Genomic DNA, 25,894 nt, shown 5'->3' with positions numbered 1-25,894 from the left:
GCTTTTGAATTCACCAACCAACAAGCTTGCTGTATCTGCAATCACAGCACTTTTGCTTTCCGCCTTCGGCACTATGCCAAGCTACGCAGCAACCATTCCAGGTGCCGAGCGAGGCACCGCGTTGGTCCAACTCAAGGACACGGCAAATCTTGAAGTGTTCCATGAATTCAACCTTCTGTCAGTTGAGCCAGTTGGTGAGAACAGCCCAGGCCTGTACCAAGTTGAGCTAGACCCCTTCTCAAGCTATGAGTCCCAGATTGCGTCGCTCGCTAGCAGTGACGCGGTCTCGTTTGCAGAGCCCAACTACCTGATCCAGGTTAGGGACACATCTAACGACCCACAGGTGATCACCGAGGAGACTTGGGGTCTATATGCCTCATCATCAACCAGCGCCTTTGGCTCTAATGCGGTCGGCGCTTGGGCTAGTGGCTACACCGGATCGAAGGCCGTATATGTGGCGGTCATTGACTCAGGTATTGATGTTGCCCATCCAGACCTGGCCGCCAACATGTGGGTTAACTCTGGTGAGATCGCAGGCAATGGCCTCGATGACGATGCCAACGGTTTTGTTGATGACATCAATGGTTACGACTTTCTAAATGGTGATGGCTCGGTGTTTGATGCGAATGAACACCCTCACGGAACTCACGTTGCCGGAACCATCGGAGCCGTTGGTGGCAACGGAGTAGGCGTTGCAGGTGTCGCCTGGAACCTGAACTTGATCTCAGCAAAGATCGCCAACGGTCAAGGCGCATCAACCACCGTCGATGCCATTCGAGCTATTGACTACGTAACCATGCTAAGAACCAAGAAGGGCTTGGACATCATCGCCACCAACAACTCGTGGGGTGGTACGGGATATTCAAAAGCTCTTGAGGACGCCATCAAACGAGGCGGCGATGTCGGGATCATATTTGTGGCAGCAGCAGGTAACGATGGTCAGAATCTGGACGCTGCAAACCAGTATCCAGCTGAATACGATTGCACAACCCCACACCGACCATTTGACTGCGTTGTCTCAGTAGCCGCTATTGGTCAGAACGGTGACCTTGCCGGCTACTCAAATTACTCGGGCATCGCTGTAGACATTGCAGCACCTGGAACCAACGTTCTCTCGACCGTGCCAGGCGGCTACGACATGCTCTCGGGCACCTCGATGGCCGCGCCTCACGTAACAGGTGCGATCGCTCTCTGCCTGGCCAGCTATCGCGGAATCACCGCCAAGCAGGCTATTGAGAAGCTAAAAGCAACTGCGGTTTCAAACCCAAGCCTCAGTGGCAAGGTGGTCACAGGTGGTCACCTCAATGTTTCCGCCATGGTCAGCTCCTGTGCTCAGGAGTCAACTGCGATGTCGGGTGCACTAACCAACCATGTTGGATCAGCCCTCTACACCGACCGAGCAAGACTCGATTGGGATGACACTGCTACAGGTGACTACGAGCAAGAGATTCAAATTGCGGTCGGTCCAGATGGTTGCCGCGGCACATTCTCGCATCACGCCTTCATTGGACCAGGCCTGACTGCGCTTCCTGTTTTCAACCTTGAGGAAGCTCAGTTCTATTGCTTCAGGGTGAGAGCAATTCGTGATGGTCAGACCACCACCTGGGCAACCTCACCGGTCTTCATTACCTGGACCAGCAACCTGCCGTTTTTGACTGGCAAGGTGTTCATGAGCGATGGGGTCACACCAGTAGCCGGGGTCCCGGTTCGTTGGCTGGCTGAGGGCGCCGTACCAGGTCTTGATGACTCAAATGCCTTGATCACTTACACAAATCTCAGTGGTGAATATGTGCTTCAGGTTTCTAATGGCACACCAGGTGAGCTATTCATTGGCATGACCCGTGATGCTGCTCGCGGGCGCATGACCACACCGATGATTCCTTGGGGCCTCAGGGCCTCCGGCAAGCTCACTATCAATCAGGATGCAGTTGTAAACCTTGTGCTGCCAGAGCAAAGAGTCGTCAACTTCACCCTGACTGATGAAGACACTGGACTCCCTATCGCCGGAGCTAATTTGCTTTATGAAGACCTGGCAGACAACTGCATCGCTGGCACATTCACGCTATTTCCTGGTGCTTCAGAATCTAGGTGTCAGTTCTGGCCGACTGGTTACTCTGGAAGAGCCGCCAAGACCGATGCCAACGGAAAAGTCTCGATTGCTGTTCTGGATGGCAAGTACACCCAGAACAAAATCCAAACCATCTCTTTCATTCACCCAACAAGCGCGGGCAGGATTGCGAACTTTGCAATCACGCCAAGTACAAGTGGCAACGTCTCGGTCGTGATGAGGGGTTCGGTAAACATCACCGGCCAGGTTTTCTTGGATGACGGGGTAACTCCGGTCGCAAATGCAACCGTTAAGTGGCTACCAGATGGCACTCCACGAGCTGGTGAAAACACCAATGCGCTATCCACCACCACGAATGCCCAGGGTGAGTACACGCTTCGGGTATCGCTTGGTAACGCGGGGCAGATTTCGCTGCACACCCCAAGGGATGCCAGGTCGGGTGCTAGAAGCAATCCACTGCTGCCTTGGGGTATTTGGGCATGGACCACAGTTGCTGCGGTGACCGAGTCAAAGGTGATCAACCTAAAGGCACCAAAGTACAAAAACGTCACGGTAAAAGTTGTGAACGGTTCTGGAGCGCCAATCGCAAATGCGGTTGTGCAGTCGGCTGATCTCAGCGTGGGTTGTAGACCTGGTGTTTACACCGTATTTGCCGGTGGTACTTCGCCCGGCTGCACCAGCTTGCCAACCGGATATTCGTTTGCGGCACCACGCACCAATTTGAATGGTGAATTGGTGCTCCCGCTGATGGAGTTAGCCCAGACCTTTACTACTCAATACCGACTATCAGTTGCTCACCCAACAATTGGAGCCCTGGTCGGTACTTTTACAACCTCTCCGACTGCGGACTTTACGCAAGTAATCACCCTGTCGGAGTTGGTCACGGTCTCTGGCCGAGTACTTATGGCGGATGGTGTCACGGTAGTCAAGAATGCTCCAGTCAAATGGCTACCAGTTGGTCTAAACGGCGGGCCAGGGTTCGATGACGTGCCCGCTGTGAAGACTGACTCTGAGGGTCGGTACTCGCTTCAGGTTTCACCGGGCACTCAAGGTGAGCTATTCGTGAACACCAATCGCAGGGTCTCTACGACTGACCTCGCAGATCCTCAACTGCCATGGGGTCTTTATGCCGGTGGCACCGTGACAATCACTGCTAGCCGAACCATTGACATCACGCTGCCACGAATTGAGTACCTGGATTACACGGTCGTCGAGTTTGCCTCCGAGGAACCAGTAGCAGGAGCAAAGTTCGTTTACGGAGGACTCGGGGAGACGTGTACTCGAAACGTGTACACCCCATTCCCTGGAGCCACCAACCCTGGTTGCTCCTTCTGGCCATCTGGCTACTCAAACACCCCTGTGATTTCAAACTCTCAGGGCAAGGCCAAGATCCCGGTGTTAGCAGCTAGCCAGTTGGCATACTTTGACCGTTTCACGTTTGCAGTCACCCACCCAATCGATAACGCTCGAGTCTTGACTGCAAATGCAACTGGTTCCACCACCTCGAAGCTCATCATGCCTGGCACTCCTTCCAAGCCAGAGCAACCAAATGCAACTCCTCTCACCAATGAGGTCAGACTCACTTGGACTGAGCCATGGAATGGCGGAGCATTCATCGATTACTACAAGATTTGGATCTCACCAAACGCCGACGGCCCATTCACATTGGTGACCTCAGGTAGCTGTGCTGGGTTGGTAGCACCGGATCAGCGCACCTGTGTTGTCACAGGACTCACCCCAGGAGTCACCTACTACTTTGCGATCATCGCTCACAACGTAGTTGGCTACTCCCAGTTATCGAGTGCTACATCAGCAACCCCACTTGCTGCAATCGGTTCTTTCCAGCAGAGCTCCAGTCCAACCATTACGGGTTCGGCTGTGGTTGGTCAGTTCTTAGTTGCAACACCAGGCACCTGGGACTCCGGCACCAGCTTTGACTACCAGTGGCTTCTTGATGGAAGCGCTATCTCGGGAGCAATTGGATCTAGTTATCTAGTCAAAGCCCAAGATGCATCCAAGGTCATTTCGGTTCGGGTAACTGCAAGAAAGACTGGTATCGAATCAGTCACTAGAACATCTGTAACCATGACACCGACTTGGCCAACCAACGGCAAGTTAGTCGATGTTTCTGGCACACCAGCAGTGGGCGGAATGCTGACAGCTAGAGCCTCATCACTACTTGGCTCTGCGCCAGTGAGCTACCAATGGCTCAGAGCGGGTCAGCCCATTTCCGGAGCAACGCTTAGTTACTACGAACCAACCGCAGCAGATGCGGGTGAGGCCATCACTGTGATGCTCACAAGTTCAGTCTTGAGCGCAGTGCCAGAAGAGATCATCAAGTCTGAGCAGGTCGTGATCACCTCAATAACTGAGGCGGTAGCGATCACGCGAAGTGGTCTGATCGAGGCTGTTACCTCTAACACCACAACCACAGCATCCCCTGTGGTTACGGAGAGCCCAACCGCGTCACCAATTGCGACTCAGAGCCCAGCTGTCGCCGAGGCGGCTTCGACTTCGAAGCCAGTTGCACCGGTTGTGCAGCGCACTCTAGCACCATTCAAGCCGGGAGCTAAGGCCCTGACTCAAGCTCAGCGCAAAGCGATCATTGATCTGCTGAAGGCCAACCCAACAGCTACCAAACTAACCTGCACAGCAGTGAGAACTGCCAACACCTCGAAGGCGAAATCACTGCTTCTTCGCAAGCAAGCCCAGCAGGTTTGTTCCTATGCGGTTACTCAGCGCAAGGGGTTGAAGGTTTGGGTGCACAGCAGGGTATCTGAAAACAAGAGAGCTGAAGGGTTGTTGGTTGTTGGAACCGCAAACCCTGATGCTGAAACCAATAGATAAGCAGGGGGAAATGAAAAGACAATTTGCGATAACAGCAACGACGGCAATGGCCTTGGGCTTGATGCTAGGGGGCCCAGCATATTCGAATGAGCAGATGAAAGACCCGAAAGCAGCACCTAATCCTGTCACCTATACAGTGCAGGATTTTACGTTTAGCGGACTAAGCATCTTTGACGGACTCAAGTACATAACTGGTTCCAACAAGTACAAGATAGCTGTACCTAGGCAGGTGAAATGCATGGATTACTCTTCCCAGTACTTCTCGAATTGCATCGCCTACGTTCGGTCCTCCGTTGAAACACCGTTCAGCGCGGCTCCTGTCGGGACTTACCAACCTTCGACTTTCTTTTTTGTATCAATAGTTGGTCTCACGCCACTTTCAAGTGGCAACACTGCAATTTTCCCTGCCGTCGTAAAGCAAGCATCAGTCGGTGCGGAATGGGGAGAAACCGTTGTGTATTTCACCGCTGCCCAGTCAGGAACTGTATTTTTGCGGGTAAAGAAGGATGGCTCAGGGGCTGACATACCAGACATCCCAATCCAAGTCTCAGTAAGGACACAGGCTGAGATTGATGCGGACAACGCAGCAAAGGCGGCGGCGGAAAAAGCCAAGCAGGATGAGGCAGATCGAAAAGAACGAGAGCGCGTTGCACGTATTCTCGCAACCAAGTTAACGATCACCTGCAAATCAGGTGGCAAAACCAAGAAGGTGTCTGGCGACCCACCTGTTTGCCCAAGGGGCTACAGCAACACCATGCAGAATCAGCCAGCATTCAAGGCCTACTCCCAATGCAAGCTCTATAAAAAACAGTATGGGTACTCACGCGCCTACCTTCAAGATGGCGGTAAGACTCTTCAGCTGGATGGATACGGACTTGGATGGAGTTCAATTGATTTGACTGACAGAGACTGGTCATGTGTTGTCCGTGCCCTGAACATCCCCGGCAGCGTTCAGAACAAGATTGGGCAAACCAGAGCTCTTGATGGAATGGTCTCGGCCACGTTTGGCGGAATAGAGGCGTTCTGGACCTATCACCCGGACAACGGATTGGACATCACCTTCAGCAAGTGAGAAATCGCTGACTAGTCCCCGTCATCACCCCAGTCACTCTTTGGTGAGCTTGGGTTAGCCCATTCTTGGAGGGAGTAGAGGGTCGCCGGTTTACCCGGCCTCCTCTGCTTCTCTTCGCGAATTCTTGACTCTGAGATAAAGCTTGATTCGTTTAGAACACTGCGTCTGAATTGATCAACCTGAGAACGCTCACCCCGGCAAATGTCGTTTAGTTCTTTCAGGTCACTAAGTCTGAATGCCTCAGGAAGGGCGGTGGCCTGCAGGTAGCGGAAAGGATCTAACCTGCCACGGAATGCGTAGCGGAGCTTTCGCCAAGAGAAGAAGACCATCTCATCGTGGTCGATGTCCAAGATAGGTCCGGTTCCAATCTCGTGAGCGAGTCGACGGTCGTGACCGCGCTCTCGCATTGGGACATACCGAAGTCCAAATCTGCAAACTCCGTCATACTGCTCTAAGCCGTGCTCACTCTCCCATCTATCGATGAAGGAGCTACTGTTCACCATCTCTAGCCCGACCTGCTCCTTGCCACCCAGAACAGGTGCAACATCTTCGAGGTTGGCAAATCCCCAGAACGTGATGGAGATAACTCTCTCCCCACGTTGACGCTCTGGGTTATCGAAGATCCGCTCCTGGCGGAGCTTTACAGGCACGCTGATTCCAAGATCCTCACGCACCAAACGTTGTGCTGCCTCTTCAATACTTTCTGTCGGACGAACCTCTGACGCAGGAAGCACTCGGCGTTCGCTGTCGGACGCCAGCGATACGTCATTCGTCCGACGGGTAACGACAAACAGTCCCATGCCGAACTTTTCGTCCGACACGGATCCGACAGAAACCAGGGAAGTTGGAACTGTGTAGAGATTGAAGTCCTCCAACACGGTAAATAGCGCGACCGTGACAACCAATTTCGAAGATTCCATGCCCTGAATTATGGCATAAAACAGCCCTATTAGGTTAGTTATCAAAAATTTATCCATTAGTTTGTGCATTTTCGCGCAAACTCATGTTATGATTCTGCACATACCCAAATTCAAGGAGAGATTATGAAGCAGACCGCCCGTTTAGAGGTACCTCGCATCAAAGCTGGTGCCGCACACAAGATCGGACTACTAGTTGAGGTTCAAGCTCCCGAGCTTCCTTCAACCAACCTGGTCCGTAACCCTCAAGCCATCATCTTTGTTGTCGATAGGTCTGGATCAATGGGCGATGGCCGATTGGACCTAGTCAAGAACACCATTGGCGAGATGGTTGGGCGACTAGCGCCAACCGACTACTTGGCTATCGTTTCCTTCGACACAGAGATTGAGACTCATGTCGCTATTTCTCCCGTCGGCACCCACACGCCTCAGGCGATTAGGCGTGAGCTGGCATCGCTTGAGCCTCGCGGCGGAACCAACATAGAGCTCGGCTATGCAGCTGGACTTATGCAGGCAGGCCTCTTGCCAGAGGGCATCGAATCGAGAATTGTCCTTCTATCCGATGGACATGCCAACAGCGGTCACCAGGAGCCTGAGGCGTTTGCGCGCCTTGCAGCCAATGCGACCGAACACCTGGTCCGAACTTCTGCCATCGGAATCGGCGAAGGTTACGACGAGCGCATTCTTACATCGCTGGCTGACGCTGGGCAGGGAAACCACTTCGCTGCAGTAAAGCTGGATGAGGCAGTTGCCGGTCTGCAGGATGAGATCGATGGACTGCTCGAGCGCTCACTCAAAGACATTGAGATTAAAGTGACCACCAACAAAGAGATTCGAAACTTCAAGGTTAAGCCAGTCGGCTATGTAAGAAGTGTCGAGAACTTCGCAAATGGATCTCACACCAGAGTCGGAGACCTATCCTCCAACGAATCAAGAGGTTACGCATTCTTGGTTTCGCTGCCGGCACTCAGAACTGAACTCGGTACCGAACTGGCTTTTGAAATTGAGGTCTCGGGGACCAATGTCTCAAACGAGCAGAGAGTGACGCAGCGGTCGGAGTTGAAACTGGAGATTTCCGAGGCTGTTGGCTTTGTAAACCCACCAAAGGATGAGGAAGTCAGTGCAGAGATCCTGGCCTATCGCCTAGCGGAGATCAAGAAGGCTGCTGCTGAGGCTGCCTACCGAGGTGACATGGTCGGCGCGAAGCGAATCATTCAGCAGGCGCAGATCGACATTGAAGTGGTGATCAGAAACATTGATCGACTCTCACCAAGATTGCGTTCCCGCATTCTCTCTGAGCGTGACGAGCTAAATGAGATCCTCAACTATCGACCAGTTGAGTTCTCCAAGCGCGTCCAAGAGTCAAGCATTCGCTCGGCTCGCTCAAAGAACGACCCAAGAAAGGGCCGTCAGTAATGTGGCTCTTTACCGAGACGGGGTTTGTCAGTGCCGTCAGGAAAGCTGACAGACCCGACGTCTACACTGTGCGTTCCAGGGACCGCAGGTCCCTGGAGCCTCTGGCCGCAATGGCCCGGGTAGAGATAGTCGTTTCCCCCCTTGGCGACTATCCCTACCGGGTCTTTGTGGAGCCTGCAGTCTTCACCGAATGGGTGGCCGACCAGGCCAGCCAGATCGAATACCACAACTTCAAAAGTCGAGTATCCCTAACTAGGGGACTTGATTACACGAACGCTTTGCACGAGGTTTGGGTTGCAATGCTCAAGACCGAGGATGCCTCACGCGAGCAGCTCGCTCAAGAATCAAACAAGTAACAAGCTAAGGAACAGAAATGACCAACGAAATTAAATGCCCTCACTGTGGAGAGGCCTTCACTATTGATGAAGCAGGATACGTCGACATCCTGAACCAGGTCAGAACAGCAGAGTTTGAAAAAGAACTGCACGACCGACTGAAGGAAGCCGATCAGCTCAAGAAGTCCGAGATCGCACTGGCGGAGGCAAAGATTGAGCAAAAGCTCAGGGACGAGGCTGCCAAGAAGGAGGCAGAACTGGTCCAACTCAAGGCGAAGCTCGATGCTACCGAGACTGAGAAGAAGCTGGCCGTTCAGGAGGCAACCTCAAAGCTCGAGAGAGAGCGAGATGAGATGAAGGCCAAACTTGACCAGGCAACGCTTGTGCAAGAGGTTGAGATCAACAAGGTCTCACAAGGTAAGGATCTTGTAATCTCCGACCTACAGGCTCGGCTTGATGAGGCCCAGCGTTACAAGGCCTCTCTTTCAACTAAGGGAATTGGTGAAGAGTTCGAGAATTACTGTCGCACAGAGTTCGAGAAGATCAGGGCAACTGCATTCCCTCGCGCCTACTTCGAGAAAGACTCACAAGTTGTCGAGAACACCAAGGGTGACTTCGTGTTCCGAGACTATGACGAGAATGGCGTGGAGATCATCTCCATCATGTTTGAAATGAAGAACGAGGCTGAGGGCAGCAAGCAAGGTCAGAAGAACGAGAGCTTCTACGACAAGCTGGATAAGGACCGCAAGAAGAAGAATTGCGAGTATGCAGTATTAGTCACAACTCTTGAGAAAGAGAGCGAGCTATTTAATTCCGGCATCGTCGACGTCTCTCACAAGCACGAGAAGATGTACGTAATTAGGCCGCAGTTCTTTATCTCGATGATCACCACGCTACGGAATGCGGCCTTGAGAAATGTTCGGTTGAAGGCAGAGCTTGAGGCCGTGCGCGCTCAGAACGTAGATGTCACGAACTTCGAGAAGCACCTAACCGACTTCCAGGCTTATGTTGAAGGCAAGCACAAGGATGCCACCAAGCACTATGAAGAGGTCATCAAGAACATCGACAAAACAATCGGTGATCTTGAGAAGATGAAAGAGAACTTCCGACTCTTCGTTCGCGATCTTCAGCTCATCGACAAGAAAGCCCAGGAGGTAACTGTGTCCAAGTTGACCAAGGGCAATCCAACAATGCAGCAAAAGTTCAAGGAGCTAGAGAAGTAGAACCACTGTGGTTTAGTCAAGTTTTATGATGCAGTCACCCCCTAGGGAAATTTCCTAGGGGGTGAGTTGCATCGTTCCTTGAAGTTGATTAGTTCATGAAGGGAGCAATTAGCTATCTCGCGTCTCTAGATTTGGGGTGATTTGATCTATACGGGAGAAATCCAGCAAGTATCCATAGCAAAGCACGTGGCTAATAATTCGTGCGACATTTTCAAATTCGGCTTCGGGGCCGTCTAGTGCGATAGTCCAGTGTGTTGGATTCACCCCTGATCCTTCGAGCCCCATACCCCTTAGTCGGTGTACACGATAAATATCCATTGGAGGGAAGAGTTTTGTTGATTTCCCAGGGAAACCTAGGGCCACAATCTTTTGGTCGCTCCATTCAAAGCTGATGTCGTAACCCCGATAGGTTCTTCCGGACAAAGTCAACCCATTAAACCTGTTTCCCCATTCGTGCAACATATCTAGAGTGTCCCGCTCGAGCTGATCCCATCTAGGTTTTTCGAAAGACTTTTGTCGCTCCTCAATGATTACGTCGTTAGCTTTGCAGGGCCTAAAGCGACCAGACAGTGGCCCCTTGAGTTCAAACCTGGTGCTCGCTCTTGCAAGCTCAGGTATGTTTGGAAAGTCCTGAGCCTCATGGCATTTGAGACAGACGATGTGCATTTCCTCTGGAATGTTGCTTTTCCCGACCAGTCCAACGTCTTCACCAATCTCAATTACTGCCTTGCAGTTTGCACATAAAAGAACCTGGTCAGTCATGTCGCACTCCTAGTAGGCATTCTTGTTCTGGATCTTGAACTCGATGTATGAAATCTCGGAAAGAAGCACGCCGTAGGCTTGCTCAAGGGCATCGACAAATAGATTTGCCATTTTCTCCGCAGAGATCATGTCCACTATGCGTTCGTAATTTGGACTGGATTCAGTTGGCGGGTTCCAGCCCAAAGCAATGAGTTTTTGCTTCTGTGAGTCCTTGAGTCCACTGTCCATGAACACTTCCGATTGGCACTCCAACACCCAGCCGCCCGCAGCATAGAGAGCTTGAACATACATCCACTCTCGACCGGAATTGAAGTAGATATCAGCACTAAAGAACGCTGGTCGGATTTCTTCTGTGATTGCTCGCAGTTGATTCTGAAAAGGCATCCAAGTTTTTAGAGGCCCATCGATTCGCTCTTTGAATCTCGCATTTTCGCCACCCTCAAGTTGCCCTAATGCTCCTTCAGAGAGAGCGAATTTAGCCCGCTCGACTTGCTGTACCTTTAGGTCCATGTCGACTTTAGGCGCTATGTCAAAGAGCAACTCATTGGCGGTCGCACGTAACTTTGGATCGACCTGAAGCATCTTTTTCAGGAGAGCTTGCTTTTCTGCGGGGAGGTCAAAAATCTCAACCCCATTTTTCAGGAGGCTTCTGAAGACCTGCTCCTCGGCGGTTGCCTGACTAGTTATCGTCCTAGGGTCTATGTGGTAACGACCGGTTAGGCACCAAAGCAATGTGAGTCCAGCTGAGAACACGTCTGCGACCCCCGAGGGCTTGAAAGACCTGTCCCCTCTGAGACGGGCCTCCAGAATCTCAGGTGCCATGTAAACGATCGTCCCGGAAGGTAATTGTCCAAACTCATATCCCGTGACCATGGAGACCCCGAGGTCCATGATCATAAACCTGTCCTCATGACGCATTATGTTGTCGGGCTTGATGTCTAGGTGGACCAGTCCTTCTTGATGGATCGAGTTGAGACCGGAAACTAGGTCATGTGCGAGCTCCCACCAATCCCTGTCGGAGATTCCTCGATACGCAGATACTTCTTTGACGGTCCCACCCCTAACAAGTGGATATGCAATCCAAGGCCATGGATACATCCCCATTTCGTGGGCATTCATTACATATGGCGCAGCGGTGAAGTTCAGGCTGTTCTTCGCCTCGGCTAGAAACTCTTCAGCTTGGTGCATGAATCCAACTTGACCGGCCTTGAATTCAGGACCTGGTCTTGGTTTCATGAGCTTAAACGCCACCATGGCGTCTTTGTCCTCAATGCTTTGAGCAAGAAACACCGATCCAAATGCCCCGCCTCCAAGCTCTCGTACCAGCTTGTAGCCCTCAATAATTGATCCGATTTTGGGCTGCGAAAACTCCTTGAGTACGTCTTCATCATCGGACAGCGTGGAGTAGTCCAGACCATCCAGGCTTAGCGCACCATTCTCCGAAATGATTTTTTCGCGATTCTCCTCGATGTATCTCGCAGCTGCTCGAAGCTTTGTCGCAAATTTCGAACGCGCGTAATCCTGTAGCTGGAACACATCGCCATCAAGCACTTGCCAAAAGGCGCTGAAGAGGATGTGATCTTCAAGGTTCAAGGCTTCAAACTCAACGTAGGAGTGGTCCTCATAATAAACAGTTGGGCTGGTTGGCACGGGTCCAAGAGTTTTGGACCACTTCTTATCCAGCTGCTTCATCTGAGGATTTCTCGATCTCTCATTCGAGTAACCAACAAGGATGCTGTCCCGGCGAATGATCAGGCCACCTTGCCCCGAGTAAAGCTGACTTTTGGTTCCTCTTGTTACCCGCATTGGCTGTAGATTCAGGATGACGCTGTTTCGTCGGTCTTCAAAGTCTGTCGCAATTTTCCGCAGCCTTCGTGCTGCTCCCATGGCGGGCTCGAACCTTTTCTCGTTGTAGCTCGGCCCCCTGTTCGCACCCTTCCTGGGATTCGTTGCAGCGTTGCTGTTATCCTGAGCGAACGCCTTTTTGAATTCTGCAAAAAGATCCCTGAAGTCCTCCCGGGCTTGTCTCAGGGCTTCTCTAAAATCCCCGACAGCCTTTGCCAGTTCAGCTTTTCGAGAGTCATGCGATTCCCCTGAGGTAGGAACGGCAGGCCTGCTCTTTTTTCGATTGTGCCTTCGTGTCACGGCCCAAGCTCCCCAGATAAAAAGAGGGCTAAGAAATAGTCCAGTGACTCCATTGGCTTTATCGCCCTCCCAGAAGTTGGCAATAGTCTGGCCCGTCACGACTATGGCCATTAGCCAAAGCAGAATTCTCAGCATCTTCCTACACCGCTCGCCTAATGCCACTTTTTACTCTTGGTGCCGCCAAAGTCAAGTCCCCCAAAATCCGAAAGCCCGTGTCTACTGCCTCAAGAGCTCATCGATCGGCGTTGTTGTAATCAAAATGCACCTGTGTCGAGCCCTTGAAATGCCGACATAGAGCCAGTCTGCTATTGGCTGCCCCCGTTCTGCAAAAAAGTCCGCGGACTCCTGACCAATGTCGGTGATAACGACAACCTCATCTTCGAGCCCTTTGAACTTGGAAATCGATCTCCATCGAATTTCCCCGTTTGTCGACGCATGCCTGGCATGGGATTTCAACCAAACCTCATCGTTGGCCCTTACCTCTGATTCAAACAACTTTCCTATTAGTGAACGTTGAGCACCAAACGGTGAGAGAACGCGAATCTCTGAAGAGGAGTAGGACAGCAAGAGGTCATTTAGGCAATCTTTCAACGCTGTAGCCTGCTGCTTTTGAGTTGTTTCGATAACAGTGAGTCCGCCGATTTGATCGGACTTTATGAGGTGCTCATCCACTTCCAACTTGATGCCGAGAAGTTTTTGCATTTCTCTGTGAAGCTTTGGGCTCATTCTGGTGTTTGCTTTCAACTTGTATTTCACAATCCCAGGCAACAAAGCCTTAGCTGTTGCGAAAGACCCCATAGAGCCTCGGCGATCCACCAAGATCTGCTGCCGCTCATCTCCTGCTAAAACGAGGTTAGTTTGGCTGAGTCCCAGCCCCTTCCCAAGTGACAAGAGAAACTCGAGAACTTTGAGCTTCCCCACTAAATCTTGGAATTCATCGATCAAGATTGCGCTGAAGTTTCCAAGAAATGGCTTTCTTTTCAGGCCAGCCAGGGCTAGCTCCGGCAACTCCTCCTCGTACCACTCAGAGCTCGCATCGCTCGGGTTACTTTTCAGTCCGGCAAATTCAAGCATTAGGCAGTTGATATCCTTGACAACAAAATTCAGATCGTTTGAATGGGGTATTTGCCGAGCCAACTCTTCGGCCATTAGAACATTCCAACAGGTCACAAGCGTGCGTTTTTCGTCGCGACGGGACCTCATTGCGGCTTCCGATATAAGGAAGCTTTTTCCTGAGCCCGCAGCACCCTCAAGATAAATGTGGGGATTGTCCTCTATCGCATTCAATATCTTGAACTGGTCCGCAAGCAATCGTCGACGCTCGTCTGCCCGCTCTTTCGCTCTATCCCTGGGATCCTCAGACACTGTGAAGTCTGCGAATAATGCAGAGCTGATTCTTTCTGATACATCCTGGGTGAAGTGCCCTGGGGATATCTTGATGGTTTCTGATTTGGAGTAGTGCCTCAGGAAGTTGTCCAAGACGTTTTCGATAGCCTTCACGGGTGCTGCTAGGTCTTGCTTCCAGCCAAGCTCCCACTCGTGGAACTGAAAGTCTCCACGGGACACAGGGTCGAACTGGTGTCGCCCCAATGAAGTGAACCAGACCATGCGAGCGATAGGAACTTCATCATCCATACCAAGCTCTGCTATGAATTTTCTCAGGGCACCCCTTGCTCGGTTCGCTTGATCCAGGGGGTTTTTCTTAGGATTGGGCGTGCCTTCAAGAAACCAATCACCAGACTTATAGGTCACCTGAGTCGGAGCCTTAGCTTCAATTACAACGATTCCTCTGTTTGGTATCAAGACAAAGAAATCAGCCTCACCAACTAATACGTCTGGGTCTCTGCCTATCAAGATCGAGTGAACTGCTGTCCAATCTGTCTCTGCCCCATGAGCTTTCAGAGCCTCGAAGAGCCTGACCTCAGAAACATTGGCCCCACCTCTGGGCGACTCGGGAATGAATTTCATGACAACCCCCTGTCACTAAGATACGAGCTCAGGAGGTCAATCTCATGTCTGAGAGCTCAACATGTTTGCTGGATTGAGTACAGATTCTCAGATTACCCAGACTTCGATCCCTATTTTCACTAGAAACAAAAAGAGGGGCTAAGTGCCTGGGGTTGGACTCTGGTTTCTTACGGTAGAACAAATGCCCACATGGTGGGGAAATTCTTTGCCCACCTGCAGAGTGACATGCTGGCTAGGGGCTTCTGAAAGTTAGCGCTTGCACCACTTCTTAGAGTCAGAGGTCAAATCAATTTCCATCGGACAAACTGTATTTTTGATGGGATCATTTCAAATGGCGGACATGTTTTCCTGCTAGCGATTCGTCCTCAAGATTAGTCAACTGATGATATCTCGCAGCTCACCGACTTCAGCATCTATTCCTTGTCCTCTGGTTGCTGTAAGGTGAATTTAGGGGGCTCGGATCGATGAGACCTAGCACTTCGTCGGGAATTTGGGGGGCAAGTGAGTTTTGAGATTGAGATCAGCGAGTCTGAGCTAAATCGCGTGCTGCTCATCCAGGCCCTGGGCGTTGATTTCTTTCTACATAGATTCCTGGCTGGAGAATCTATTCCTTTAGATTCGAGTGGAATCCTCTTTTTGCTTCAAAATGGCATCCATAACTTCGCGGATCAAGAGCCCGGGTATGCGAGTGCGGTAACCCAGAATGGGTCGCTCCTAGATGCCACTGGGGCAGAATTCAAGGTCACTGTCGAGCTATTCCAAAAAGCGATTGCGGATAAACAGAGAATCATGAAGGTGGCTGGTCTTGAAGAGACGTTTGAAGATGGTGACCTCATGCTGGTGTTTTGGTCCCGCAGGAGGCGAGAATTGGGATTTCTTAACATCTCAACTGCCTCGCACCTTCACATTGAGCGGATTGTTAAGTCCTTCCTTGGATCGCACCAGAGCGATGTTTCGATTGACGTGCAGGCAGTCGATCCTGTGCCGTTCGTCCCAGATGAACGTCGAACCAATCAAGTGGAAGCTCCTTACCCTGGGAAGATCAGCGATCTTGTAGGAGCAATCTGGTCTCGATCTTACGGCGGAAGCCTTGCGGCGGAGTCTCCCGCCAGCACATCCTTGCCACCTGAGTTTCTGGGTGAATGGAGTCCAGGATTAGTCGAAATGGCAGAGTTGTTTGAGTCGGAAATTCGAACCCCGAACGGCACACCTGTCTCCTTTTTTCTCGTAGGTGGTCCAGGTTCAGGAAAATCCACTTTCGCAAAAGACTTTCTGACTTCGTTGGGTCACATCTTCCCATCAACTGGAATAACAAACCTTCGATCTATGGACATTCCAATCGGGCGGGGGATTGTCTTCATAAACGACGCTTCGATCAAGCAGTATGGAAGTCAAGATTCCGTTCTGAATGATATCGAGAGGGCATCGCGAGGAGAAATGCACATGCTGGTTTGTGCCAACCGCGGTGTGTTTGCCGATGAATTGAATTCGACCTCCGTAGAACAGAACCGTTTCAACTACGACCTATTGCTATGGCTTTCACAGCGCCCAAGCAAGGAAGGGTGGAATGGTTTCGACATACTCGCATCTAGCGATTACCTAAGGGCCGCTCGCGTCTCGGACCCAGCTGGATATGTCAGGATTTTCGTAGCGCTGTACATGGACGTTTGCTCGCTGTTAGAGCTTCGCCCCCTTGTCGAAGTAAATGAATTGGGCTGGGACGGCATATCTTCTAAGAATCAAAAACTTGGGAATGTTTCGCACGGCCAGGATCTGAACTACAGACTTGAAGCGCCCCTGGGACAACTAGTTTCGAGACTAGCCAATGCGATTCCGTCCGACGTGTTTGCTGCAGAGTATTCCTTGGACAGCACGAATCCGATTGTCGGAAATCTGAAAAACTTGGCCAATTCACAACATGTGGCCGGATTAATGCAGTTGCTCAGAATTGCCGAAATCAATTCTGGAACTAGGCTCAACTACCGCGCTTTTTGGTCCTTGATCACTCGGTACATTTTTGGCCCTTTGGTCGATCAAATCGCCCTGGTCGACCTGCAAAAAGCCCTTGTTTCACTGAATTCACTGTCTTCTGGGCAAGACTCGATCGAATCATTTAGCCTGATCGTCCAATATCGTTCGCCTGGCTCACTCTTTGCATCTTTCGAAGCCAATCCACAGGATCCCGCCTTGAGGTTGCTTCATGCCGTCGACCCGCTCCTTGGCTCCACGCCTGAAAGCACGATAGCTCAAGCTGCAAAAACTAGGGTCAAACAACCCATCGAAGTCTTACTCGATTGCTTCCAATCGATAGATCGAGACGAGTCGATTCTGAAAATTGCGCTTGAGCAAGGACTGGCAGATTTTGTTGAATCCTTGTCCCAAGTCGACTTCGCAGTCGACGAAATGTATTCGTCTCTATTGTCGGACGGATATCTCTTGGAGGATCGCTCGAGTGCAATTACTGCGAGGTACGCTCGGCACCTTTCCCGAATGCTGGCGACATATTGCGGGTTTGGCGCAGGTGCCGAGGAGGCGACAATTTGGCTGTTGCTTTGGGATGCATCGCCTGCTATTCCGAGCGAGGGAGGAATACTCCCAAGATTCAACTCTCTTTTCAAGCCAAAGATGATTCCTGGCGATGGTGATGCCCCGTCACTCATACCTCTTTTGGATTCGAAACTGTCCCCTCTCGGCCTCCAATCTCGGGCAAATCCAAGACTTGCGACAAGCCTCGACAATGTGCATCTCGAAACGGTAAAGGCTGGTCCAGATTTATTCCTAGTTCTAAAAGAGCTCGGTTTTGAACTTGGAAGAATTCGAGTTGACTTTGGTTTGCTTAGGGAAGTCATCTCATCCTCCGGAATGACACATGGAGTTACAGATCAATCCTCATACGTTGATCCCAGGTTGGACCGAGTGGGGGCAACAAAATTGTCTTCGTCTTCAAATCAAAGAAGCGTTAATTTCACATTGGTGTTGGGTGACGACTTACGTGATGTGTTTGTGGGGTCATCAGATGAATGAATGTAAAGTGAGGGACTTATTTCCAAAGCTAAACCGACCCGAATACCCAACTTCTCCCGAGATCTTTCTGACTTCCATAGCCTGGGGGCTTTTCGATGTAGAAGGCGTATCCGCGGACGTTCGCCGAAAATTCAGAAGGCAGCAGAGGCACTCAGATCAAAACGCCTCCGGAGAGCAGCGGGGTGGAAAGGTTGAGTACAGCTGGGAGAGGTTAGTTGAACCATCATCTGGATTTGCAAGCAATCTGCGGGATGCAGGATTTGCTCTATCCAGAGGCTCAGTGGGAGAGCAGCTCCTAATAAGTAGTGATTTCGTGAAGGCGTTGTTATCTGGGGTTACCGGTACAACATCCATCAAGTCTGATTCGATAGCCGTGAGCCCGCTTTCGCCATCTTTGGCTCTGCTCCAGACTGTGAAAGGGATGAAGGGAACCAACGCGAATTTCGCACTTATGTTTGAGCAGATTTGGCAACTTGGCTTGGTTGACTCTGAGGACTCCATCGGCGAGAGTTGGCTAAGAGCATCAGAGAGGATGCTAGATAGAAACATGCACCTCAAGGCATTGGACCGTGCCTTGGATAGTACCAAGGGGTTCGGTCCTCGAGTTCGGAAAAATTCAAGGTCGAGTCAATCAGAGCCATGGGCCATTGGGCAGGCCTACCCTGAGCTCATGATTCAGAGTCCGATGGGCTGGTTCACTCGGTCTTGGAAGAATCTCACGAGTGAACAATGGATCGATGCATTACCCCCGAGGGTTTGGACAGATTGGGCGAGTGCAGTCTTAAGAACAGCTTTCGGGATGACTTATTTGTGGGAGGCAGCCTGGTATCACACAGTTGCAGAGAATATTCTTTCCCGTGAATCGCAGCAGTTCAACTTTTCGTCTATGCGCGGGGCATTGTTGCTACCATGGGCCCCCTCAGATTTGCCTATCTCCCTGAGAGGGGTCAAGGGGTACATCGACAAGAAGGTGCGAACGGGCAGTGAAATTAGCTCATTGCTTTCAACCACAGTGAAGGAAATGGGTTTAGCCGATGTTTCACTGGAAGTTGGCCTAGAAGCCCTTCGTCGAAATGCGAATTTTTTGAAATCACTGGCTGCGGCCAAGAATCTGCCCACCACTCGGCACACCTCGACAGTTGAAGCTGTTACATATTCCCTAAACATTAGAAAAGAATTCGGCGAGGGAGCTGATCACTTCGGGCTACTAAGCCTAAAGGGTGGTCGCTTCAGAGTGCCTGACCCAGGAACAGAATGGTTGGCCGCTGTCGTGAGCCTTTCCAGTAGGGCACCAAGGGAGTCGATCAACATGGGCAACCTCCTTTTCGAACTCAACTCAATGGGGCTCAATCCCCCGACATCTGAACTTGTTTCCGAACTGGAGAGGGCAGGACTGGCTCGGGGGTCTGCTGACGCAGACATTGGATTGAACATAGACACGGCATTCTAGGAGCAAATTTGTCGACTTTTTTTAGACGGGCTTTGTCTGGGGCGATCATGACTTCCGCTTCGGCAAAAACGTGGAGGCTTGAGTTCCCATCTGGCGTTTCGACGGAGTTTATTGCCGATGTTGTCAAATTGATAAATGATGAGATCAAGCGCTCGGACGGCTCGCCAGAGGCTGTCGCATTTTTGCACGGGTTCCATTTAGACGGGGATCCTGCTTTCACGATGTCGGAGTTCGAACTAGTGAACTTTCGCTGCGATTCCGAGGAAGAAAGAAGATTTCTCATCATCTCTGGCCCTTCCAGTGTGGAGTCGATATCAAATGCATCCAAAGTTTTACTGCGGGGCAGCTTTCCTAAGCCGGAAGCCTCGCACCTGAAGATCAGCGACATCTCAGGCGCGTCCGTTCAGCTCCTGGGTCAGTTGCAAGCTGAGTATGGTTACGACTTCGATAGGAGCCTTAGTGAGGATCGTCTTTCCCATGCTCTGAGTCTTGTGTCTGCGATCTTGGAGAGCGACTCGACTAATTCAATCAAACCCTGGAATGTCCTATGGTTTGAATTCGTGGAGGCCTCCCTCGAGAGGCTTGTAAAAATCGCGTCGTTTGCTGACTGTGAAGGGGTGGAACAGGCAATTTACCCAGCATTTGGGCTGCCGAATCCATCTTCCGGTGGCCTCTTTTTGGGAGAAGTCGGGGCCGCTGCAAAAATGGTCCTTCGCGCCTACGGAGACTGGTGGAGCTCATGGGACAAAACCGTAACTTCAGCACAATTCATTGCGAATCGTGTGGCGGAATCGGATCATTTCGATCGCACCATGCTCCACATTGACGAAGAGCACTACGTTGATGCCTTTGCTTTGAACGGCGATTCTGTTCTTACGTTCTTGAATGCGATCGGTTCATCCATTGTTGATCGAGGTTTCATAGGATCTTACCCACAGTCAGATTTACTAACTCCGCGGTCACTCGTCCGTGCCCAAGGAATTGAAAAACTCCAGCTCGAGGACCGGGGGTGCTCCTTAGGAATTAGGCCCCAAAGTGCGGACCAATCTCCCTACCTTGTGCCCCTTAGGGAGTTTGATTATGGGTTGAGATCTGACACTATCCTTGTCTACCTTAAGCCGAGGGACGATGCACAAGCGCTTCCGAGCGCAAACCTCGAGATTGAATTTGACGTAGCCCAGGATGGCTGTGAATGGATTACTGAGGAAGTGGTGTGTGACATTTCCGGAGTGCGAATTCGCGGCCACTTAGTTGGTTCAGATGCACTCGCTCTAAAACTTGGTCAGGAGTTCTTGATTCAGGCAACCATGACCTATGAGTTACCTCCAAGCAACCCTCTGAGCCTGCTGGTACAACAAACCGGAAAAACCCAGCTCGTTCTGGCAGCGTCATGGGGTGAGCTTAGCTATCTCGGCTTCTTTGATTCCACCAAAGCCTCTCCAAAAGTAAATGCGAAGCAATTCCTTCCCGAACCCTCATCGGTTGGCATCGATTCTTCAATCACGTCTTTGGGCTTGCTCGTTAGGGGCAACTCAGCGAAGTTTGAGGGGACAGAGTTTCCGACTCTGATTGATTCTGAGTTTTTTGGGGCATCTATTTCTATTTCGGAACAGATTCAGGTCGACTCCGGGAATTGCTCTATTCAGTTGTTTAAAGAATCTCAGTCCAGGAGTACTCATTCCCCAATCATCGCAGCCATTAGTAAGGAGATGCTGCCCACGATTGCGGCGTCTCCCGAGAACGCCACATCGATACGTGGCCGTCTTGAAGATTTGCTGTCGGAAAACATCTCCAATGAGTCATGGCTGAAATGTCTCTTCCATGTTGCACTGGAGGAAAACCAGCCCTTGGGCGTTGCAGAGTCAATCAATACGGATTTCCCGCACGGCATTCTGTGTGCTCGCGAGGTGGGACAAATGCTCTCGAATGTAGGGTTCGGCGTGGACCCAGACTTTGTCTCTTCCTCCGTGGTCTCTAAGTTTGTCGATCAGGTGAAGCAGTTAGACCTTGAAATCAACCTGACATCCAAAATGGACGGAGCCATAAATTGGCCTTCGAAGACTAGCTGGAGGCACCTTTACTCTGACTCCACGAAATTGAATGAACTTCTGACCTCGTTTGAGGAGATGGTCAGTTTTGCGAGGGATCATTTCGGGGAGTCGGAAGTTTTTTGGGCCTCATACCCATTCTCTACATCAGTCTGGAATGCGGAGACTGGCTTGTGCTCCTCAGTTCTACTCAGCCCGCTTCATCCGCTTCGACTGGCCTGGATTGCAAGTGTCGAGCACGGTCTCTGGGAGGCGCAAGAGGCACGACAACTAGCAGGGACAATCGAGGGTTGGGATTTTCCAATGATAGGTCCTGCACCACAAGCGGGTTCCTCCATGTTGGCAGTCCCGACGGACCACGGCACTGATTATCAGTTCTTGGGCTGGTCCATGCTCGTACCGATTAATAGCTCGGCCCAAGGTGTTGTCGGCCCGAATAACATTGCCGGCTTTACAGCCCCAGGAAATTCTTCTACGGGGCTTAATGCATCGGCCTCGGTCTCCGCTGTGAAAAGTTACAGGAGAGTTAATCCGCATCTTTCTAGCTTGGTCATCGATCTTGCGGTTAGCCAAGGTTCAAAATCATCCCGCCTTACCGATTTGGACGAGGCAATCCATGAGGTCGCGCTATCGGTTGGACGCGATTCGCAAGACCTGCCTGGCGGTATACATGTTTTGGATTCGCTCTCGAGATTGGGGGAATTTCCGAGGGAAAGAATTTTGCAAACGGCATCAAGTTTGTTACCTCGTCCATTCAGCTGGCGGCGTTACCAATCAACCACACAGGGCTCTCACCGTTGCCAAATTCGTTTGTTGCAAGACCCAGGTGTTCACGTTCGAATAGAACGAAGAAATGCAGCAAAATTAGGCACTTTAGCCGAGATTCCGTTCAGGCGGTTTGTCTCGATAGCTGACGTAGAGGGTCAGGCCAAGGGAATTACTTCACTGGCTCCCCGACTGTCTTCTGAAACAGGGTGGATTCAGTTTCGAAATGCGGTAGAGGTTGTGGAAGCCGGCGCTTCGGGCGACGTAATACTGAGCAGCCTCAACAAACCAGCTTTGGCGGATGGATCAGCGGATTGGACCGTTAGCGGCGAGGGGCTTCTGAGCCCCTCAACCGTGGCTGCGCTGCTCGCTGCAAGCTCGGGTTCCAACCAAATGCTCTGGGAGTGGCGGCCACCGTTTTTGGATAGCTCCAGCGCAGACCCCAGCGTCAGTAAAAGAGCATTCATGACTATTGCTCGCGTTCCGAATTCATTCAAACTGCAGCTGGCTTCCAAGCTCAGCTCACTTCAACTGTCTGAAGACGAGGTGAAGAAAAGAACTCAAGGCATTCTGGAAACACTCGGCGGTAGAGGCATGGGTTTGGCGGCGTTGCTTGCCATGGGGGGGACTCACACATCCGGGGCCATTGGCTTCTATGCTGCATTCAAGGTGCTGGAATCTATAGAGAGCTCTCGAAACCTGCTAGTCATCCCGATGGATGCATGCGACGGCTTTTTGAGGAGTCTTGCAGGTACTGAATTTGTACCTGAGTCGGGACGAAAGGCTGATCTTCTAGCGATTGATGTAAGCGAGAGCGTGATTCGATTTATCCCGATTGAAATAAAGATGTACGGTCTAGATCAAGCTCAGAACACCCTTCCAGGCGCAGATTCTCGGGCTCTTGATGAGGCCAAGCAGCAGGCTGTAGCCTCACTGAAACTTTTGCGGGGCGTTCTGGAGTCTCACGAGCACATTTTGAGCGAACTATCCTCAATAGGCGATAAGGCACTTTGGCTTACGAACCTCGCCGCCTTGATAGACACAGCCAGAAAGCTCTCTCCAAAGAGGGCAAACCTTAGCCAAGTGCTTCCCAGGTTGATGCAGAACATAACTTCTGGAAATGTGACGCTGGAGCTCGGAACGCCCATGGTGAATTATTTCACTGGGAGCTTGGCCCATTCTGAGGCAGTGAAGTTCAGGTCAGAGAAGACCGCGGACATCGCCACCTTAGAGAACATCAACGTGCTCATTTCCTCGGTAGAGGTTGTCTTTGACAATTTTGAGCTTGAAAAGCTCTCTGGGTCGTGGGGATCTATCGCTTTTGATCAAGCCAGCTTGAAATCTCTGGACGTATCGCATGTTTCTCAGGTTGGTTCCAAACCAACAGATTCCTCAGAAGTAAACGCCAGTGAACGTGATAAGGACGATTTTTCGCGGGCTGATGATAACGACCAATCTGAGGATGACAAAAAGGAAATTGAACCTGATACTGACCCTATCGAATTGCATAACAGTGACGAATGCCTGCCTGGTCTTTCTGCGCTAATTGGAGTAGACGAACATGGTAATAAACATTACTTCCACCCAAGCAAGAGAGATGTAGTCCCTCAGTTAGGCGTTATTGGGGCCTCTGGATCTGGAAAAACACAGCTAATGAAGAGGGTGCTTTTTGACCTTGCCGTTGGTTCACAAGCCCCATGGCCTCATCCCGGAATTCTCATTCTCGATTACAAGGGTGATTTCAGCCTGAAGGAAGATGATGGATTTCGGACAAGGGCTGGCTTTGAAACCATTCCGGCATCTGCATTGCGGCTTAATTTTTGGGAGCTCTCTTCGGTAGATCTTGGGCGCTTCGGGGGCGACAGAGACCTCGCAATCGGTGCTAAAGCCTCATCCTTCAAGAGCATGCTTCAAAAAATGACCCCTTCTATGGGGTTGGTACAAGCGAGTCACCTTACATCCGCCATCAAGAGGGCATATCAGGTAGCAGACCAAAGTGGCCGACCATTTCCGCCTATGAGCCTAATTAGCAGTGCTTACGCCAAACTGGCACCCAGGGCAGACGTAGTGTCGTCTTTGTTCGAATCGGTTGAACTAATTAAGCTTTTTGCGGAGACAACAGAGGATGCGAATGACCTCAATAAGTTCTTTGCCCCAGGAAAAAAGCAAATCATTGATTTTTCTGCCCTCGGCGCATTCGGTGATCCCTTCTTGGCGAAGTTCGCTGTAAGCGCGGTCTTGGAATCTCTTGTCCAAAACATGTACTCGAACTACAGTGCCGCTGGAGAGTACGATGACCAGAAGGGGACTCAAAAACTAAATCAAATTGTCTTCATTGACGAGGCGCACAACATAATTCCTTTCGGCTTGTTTGCAATCGACAAGCTCATTCGAGAAGGCCGCAGTTTCGGACATGGAATCATGATGGCAACTCAGGGGATGGCTGAGTTTGCTCAAACCGATACCGACTACAGGGAGATGCTCAGTCAATGGTGTGTATTTAGAGTGACGAACCCTGACCAACGTGACCTCGCAGCGCTCGGTTTCCCGGTTGGCGATCACCTAAAATTGAGGACAGAAATCAATTCTTTCCAAACGGGTCAGGCCTTGTACAGGAGATTTGATTCCGCAGGCGGTAGTCAAAAACTGATGGTTACGAAGCTCAAAGCCTCGAGTTTCTTGGAAGTTGGAAGAGATGGAGTCTCTTAGGTTTATCGATCTCTTCGCAGGGGTTGGCGGTACCCGCTTAGCTTTTGAAAGCCAGTCTTTCGACTGTGTATTTTCTAGCGAGTGGGATCTTCATGCACGTGCCACCTATCAGGCAAATTTCGATGACTTGCCACACGGTGACATTACCGAGATCCCCGCTAAACACATACCGCCATTTGAAGTTCTAGTTGCAGGTTTTCCCTGTCAACCGTTTTCAACAATTGGTAAGCAGCAAGGCTTCAAACACGAGACGCAGGGGACATTGTTCTATGAGATTGCGCGAATCTTGAGTGAGACGACGCCCAGGGCTTTTTTGCTTGAGAATGTAAAAGGGCTGCTAACCAACAATAACGGGTCTACCTGGAACACCATTCAGGAAGTGCTTAGCGAGCTCGGCTACTTCGTTAAACATGCGGTTTTGGACAGTTCAGACTTTGGTGTGCCACAGCGTAGACGAAGGCTGTACGTCGTGGGATTTCGGGACCCACAGGACTTGGAATCATTTTCTTTCCCTGTCCCCACAGGGGACCTTGCGGACTTCGCGCCGCACGTGGAGTGGGGAGCGCTTGGATACTCTATTTCAAAGCATCTGCAATCAACTTATGTTTTCAAGTTGTCGGACGGCAGGCCTGAAATTGTTGATCAGGGCTGGACTGGCCCAATTAAAACGCTGGTATCGAGTTACTACAAAATTCAGAGACTAACCGGAACCTTTGTGAGAGATGGAGAAACTGGCCTACGTCTTTTGAGTCGTTCAGAATGCCTGGCCGCTATGGGGTTTCCCAGCGACTTCATTCTTCCGCAGTCGCGGGGGAGGATTTATCGTCAGCTGGGTAATAGTGTGGCCGTCCCGGTTGTTGCCGCCATAGCAGGCCAAATGTCGATTGCCTTGAGGAGATAGGCGACTCTTCAATTGCTCTTTTGATCGCTCACCTATCCGTTTTGTAGACGATTAGCTGAGCCTCAATCGATCATTACGCCGATCCCCCGAATAGGGTCACTCAAAGAAACTTGATGAGCACAAACTAGGGAGCAGGAGCATTGCCTTGGACGCTGCGCAATTCCAGTGCTTGTACGAGGCGTAGTCCTCAATCAAGGTCTGGAGAGCTGACTAGGCTTTCGAGAAAAAGTCCCCATTGAAATGT

At 51.0% G+C, this 25,894-nt stretch carries 13 protein-coding genes; 9 read left to right on the top strand and 4 right to left on the bottom strand.

The genetic code is table 11. The features are described from left to right. Positions 1 to 4: 4 nt before the first annotated feature. A complete protein-coding gene (locus OO713_RS06695) occupies positions 5 to 4,915 on the top strand; it encodes a S8 family serine peptidase (RefSeq protein WP_264785403.1) in 4,911 nt (1,636 codons plus the stop codon). Between the two features lie 238 nt (positions 4,916 to 5,153). Continuing rightward, positions 5,154 to 5,987, top strand: coding sequence for a hypothetical protein (locus OO713_RS06690; protein ID WP_264785402.1), 834 nt, complete (start codon positions 5,154 to 5,156; stop codon positions 5,985 to 5,987). An 11-nt stretch (positions 5,988 to 5,998) separates the two neighbouring features. On the opposite strand, the gene OO713_RS06685 is transcribed toward OO713_RS06690, so the two are convergent. Further along, the gene (locus OO713_RS06685; protein WP_264785401.1) at positions 5,999 to 6,907 is read right to left on the bottom strand and encodes an NUDIX domain-containing protein; all 909 of its coding nucleotides are present in this window, start codon (positions 6,905 to 6,907) and stop codon (positions 5,999 to 6,001) included. 123 nt (positions 6,908 to 7,030) lie between these two features. On the opposite strand from OO713_RS06685, the gene OO713_RS06680 reads away from it, so the two are divergent. From OO713_RS06680 to OO713_RS06670, 3 genes are all read left to right on the top strand, one after another. Further along, a complete protein-coding gene (locus tag OO713_RS06680; RefSeq protein ID WP_264785400.1) occupies positions 7,031 to 8,320 on the top strand; it encodes a VWA domain-containing protein in 1,290 nt (429 codons plus the stop codon). Between the two features lie 110 nt (positions 8,321 to 8,430). Beyond that, on the top strand, positions 8,431 to 8,676 hold the full coding sequence (locus tag OO713_RS06675; RefSeq protein WP_264785398.1) for a hypothetical protein: 246 nt from the start codon (positions 8,431 to 8,433) through the stop codon (positions 8,674 to 8,676). A 17-nt stretch (positions 8,677 to 8,693) separates the two neighbouring features. Further along, positions 8,694 to 9,878, top strand: a complete 1,185-nt coding sequence (locus OO713_RS06670) for a DUF2130 domain-containing protein (RefSeq protein WP_264785397.1) — start codon at positions 8,694 to 8,696, stop codon at positions 9,876 to 9,878. Between the two features lie 108 nt (positions 9,879 to 9,986). On the opposite strand, the gene OO713_RS06665 is transcribed toward OO713_RS06670, so the two are convergent. The 3 genes from OO713_RS06665 to OO713_RS06655 all read right to left on the bottom strand — a co-directional run bounded on the left by OO713_RS06665 (position 9,987) and on the right by OO713_RS06655 (position 14,753). Next, a complete protein-coding gene (locus OO713_RS06665) occupies positions 9,987 to 10,640 on the bottom strand; it encodes a hypothetical protein (protein ID WP_264785395.1) in 654 nt (217 codons plus the stop codon). 9 nt (positions 10,641 to 10,649) lie between these two features. Further along, positions 10,650 to 12,446, bottom strand: coding sequence for a serine/threonine-protein kinase (locus tag OO713_RS06660; RefSeq protein WP_264785394.1), 1,797 nt, complete (start codon positions 12,444 to 12,446; stop codon positions 10,650 to 10,652). A gap of 555 nt (positions 12,447 to 13,001) precedes the next feature. After that, entirely contained in the window at positions 13,002 to 14,753 is a 1,752-nt protein-coding gene (locus OO713_RS06655; protein WP_264785393.1) for an NERD domain-containing protein, read from the bottom strand. A gap of 501 nt (positions 14,754 to 15,254) precedes the next feature. On the opposite strand from OO713_RS06655, the gene OO713_RS06650 reads away from it, so the two are divergent. Genes OO713_RS06650 through dcm form a run of 4 tightly spaced genes read left to right on the top strand, consistent with a single transcriptional unit; the run spans position 15,255 to position 25,650 of the window. Further along, the gene (locus OO713_RS06650; RefSeq protein WP_264785392.1) at positions 15,255 to 17,777 is read left to right on the top strand and encodes a hypothetical protein; all 2,523 of its coding nucleotides are present in this window, start codon (positions 15,255 to 15,257) and stop codon (positions 17,775 to 17,777) included. A gap of 7 nt (positions 17,778 to 17,784) precedes the next feature. Further along, entirely contained in the window at positions 17,785 to 19,227 is a 1,443-nt protein-coding gene (locus OO713_RS06645) for a hypothetical protein (RefSeq protein ID WP_264785390.1), read from the top strand. Positions 19,228 to 19,274: 47 nt separating this feature from the next. Continuing rightward, positions 19,275 to 24,749 carry a DUF87 domain-containing protein gene (locus OO713_RS06640; RefSeq protein ID WP_264785389.1) on the top strand — a complete coding sequence of 1,825 codons (5,475 nt, stop codon included), beginning with the start codon at positions 19,275 to 19,277 and terminating at the stop codon, positions 24,747 to 24,749. Beyond that, positions 24,736 to 25,650 carry a DNA (cytosine-5-)-methyltransferase gene (gene dcm / locus OO713_RS06635; protein WP_264785388.1) on the top strand — a complete coding sequence of 305 codons (915 nt, stop codon included), beginning with the start codon at positions 24,736 to 24,738 and terminating at the stop codon, positions 25,648 to 25,650. Before OO713_RS06640 ends, dcm begins: the two co-directional genes overlap by 14 nt. Positions 25,651 to 25,894 lie beyond the last annotated feature (244 nt).

Origin of the sequence: Aquiluna sp. KACHI24 (genome assembly GCF_025997915.1) — a bacterium.
Lineage (GTDB): Bacteria > Actinomycetota > Actinomycetes > Actinomycetales > Microbacteriaceae > Aquiluna.
Note: the sequence above shows the minus strand (reverse complement) of the source record. Positions and strands in the feature narration are given on the sequence as shown.

Bases quoted from the DNA above. Each gene is read 5' to 3' on its own strand.
- OO713_RS06675 (WP_264785398.1), top strand. From the start codon at position 8,431: ATGGCCCGGGTAGAGATAGTCGTTTCCCCCCTTGGCGACTATCCCTAC.
- dcm (WP_264785388.1), top strand. From the start codon at position 24,736: ATGGAGTCTCTTAGGTTTATCGATCTCTTCGCAGGGGTTGGCGGTACC.
- OO713_RS06665 (WP_264785395.1), bottom strand. From the start codon at position 10,640: ATGACTGACCAGGTTCTTTTATGTGCAAACTGCAAGGCAGTAATTGAG.
- OO713_RS06680 (WP_264785400.1), top strand. From the start codon at position 7,031: ATGAAGCAGACCGCCCGTTTAGAGGTACCTCGCATCAAAGCTGGTGCC.
- OO713_RS06655 (WP_264785393.1), bottom strand. From the start codon at position 14,753: ATGAAATTCATTCCCGAGTCGCCCAGAGGTGGGGCCAATGTTTCTGAG.
- OO713_RS06660 (WP_264785394.1), bottom strand. From the start codon at position 12,446: ATGCGGGTAACAAGAGGAACCAAAAGTCAGCTTTACTCGGGGCAAGGT.
- OO713_RS06690 (WP_264785402.1), top strand. From the start codon at position 5,154: ATGGATTACTCTTCCCAGTACTTCTCGAATTGCATCGCCTACGTTCGG.
- OO713_RS06685 (WP_264785401.1), bottom strand. From the start codon at position 6,907: ATGGAATCTTCGAAATTGGTTGTCACGGTCGCGCTATTTACCGTGTTG.
- OO713_RS06670 (WP_264785397.1), top strand. From the start codon at position 8,694: ATGACCAACGAAATTAAATGCCCTCACTGTGGAGAGGCCTTCACTATT.
- OO713_RS06640 (WP_264785389.1), top strand. From the start codon at position 19,275: ATGACTTCCGCTTCGGCAAAAACGTGGAGGCTTGAGTTCCCATCTGGC.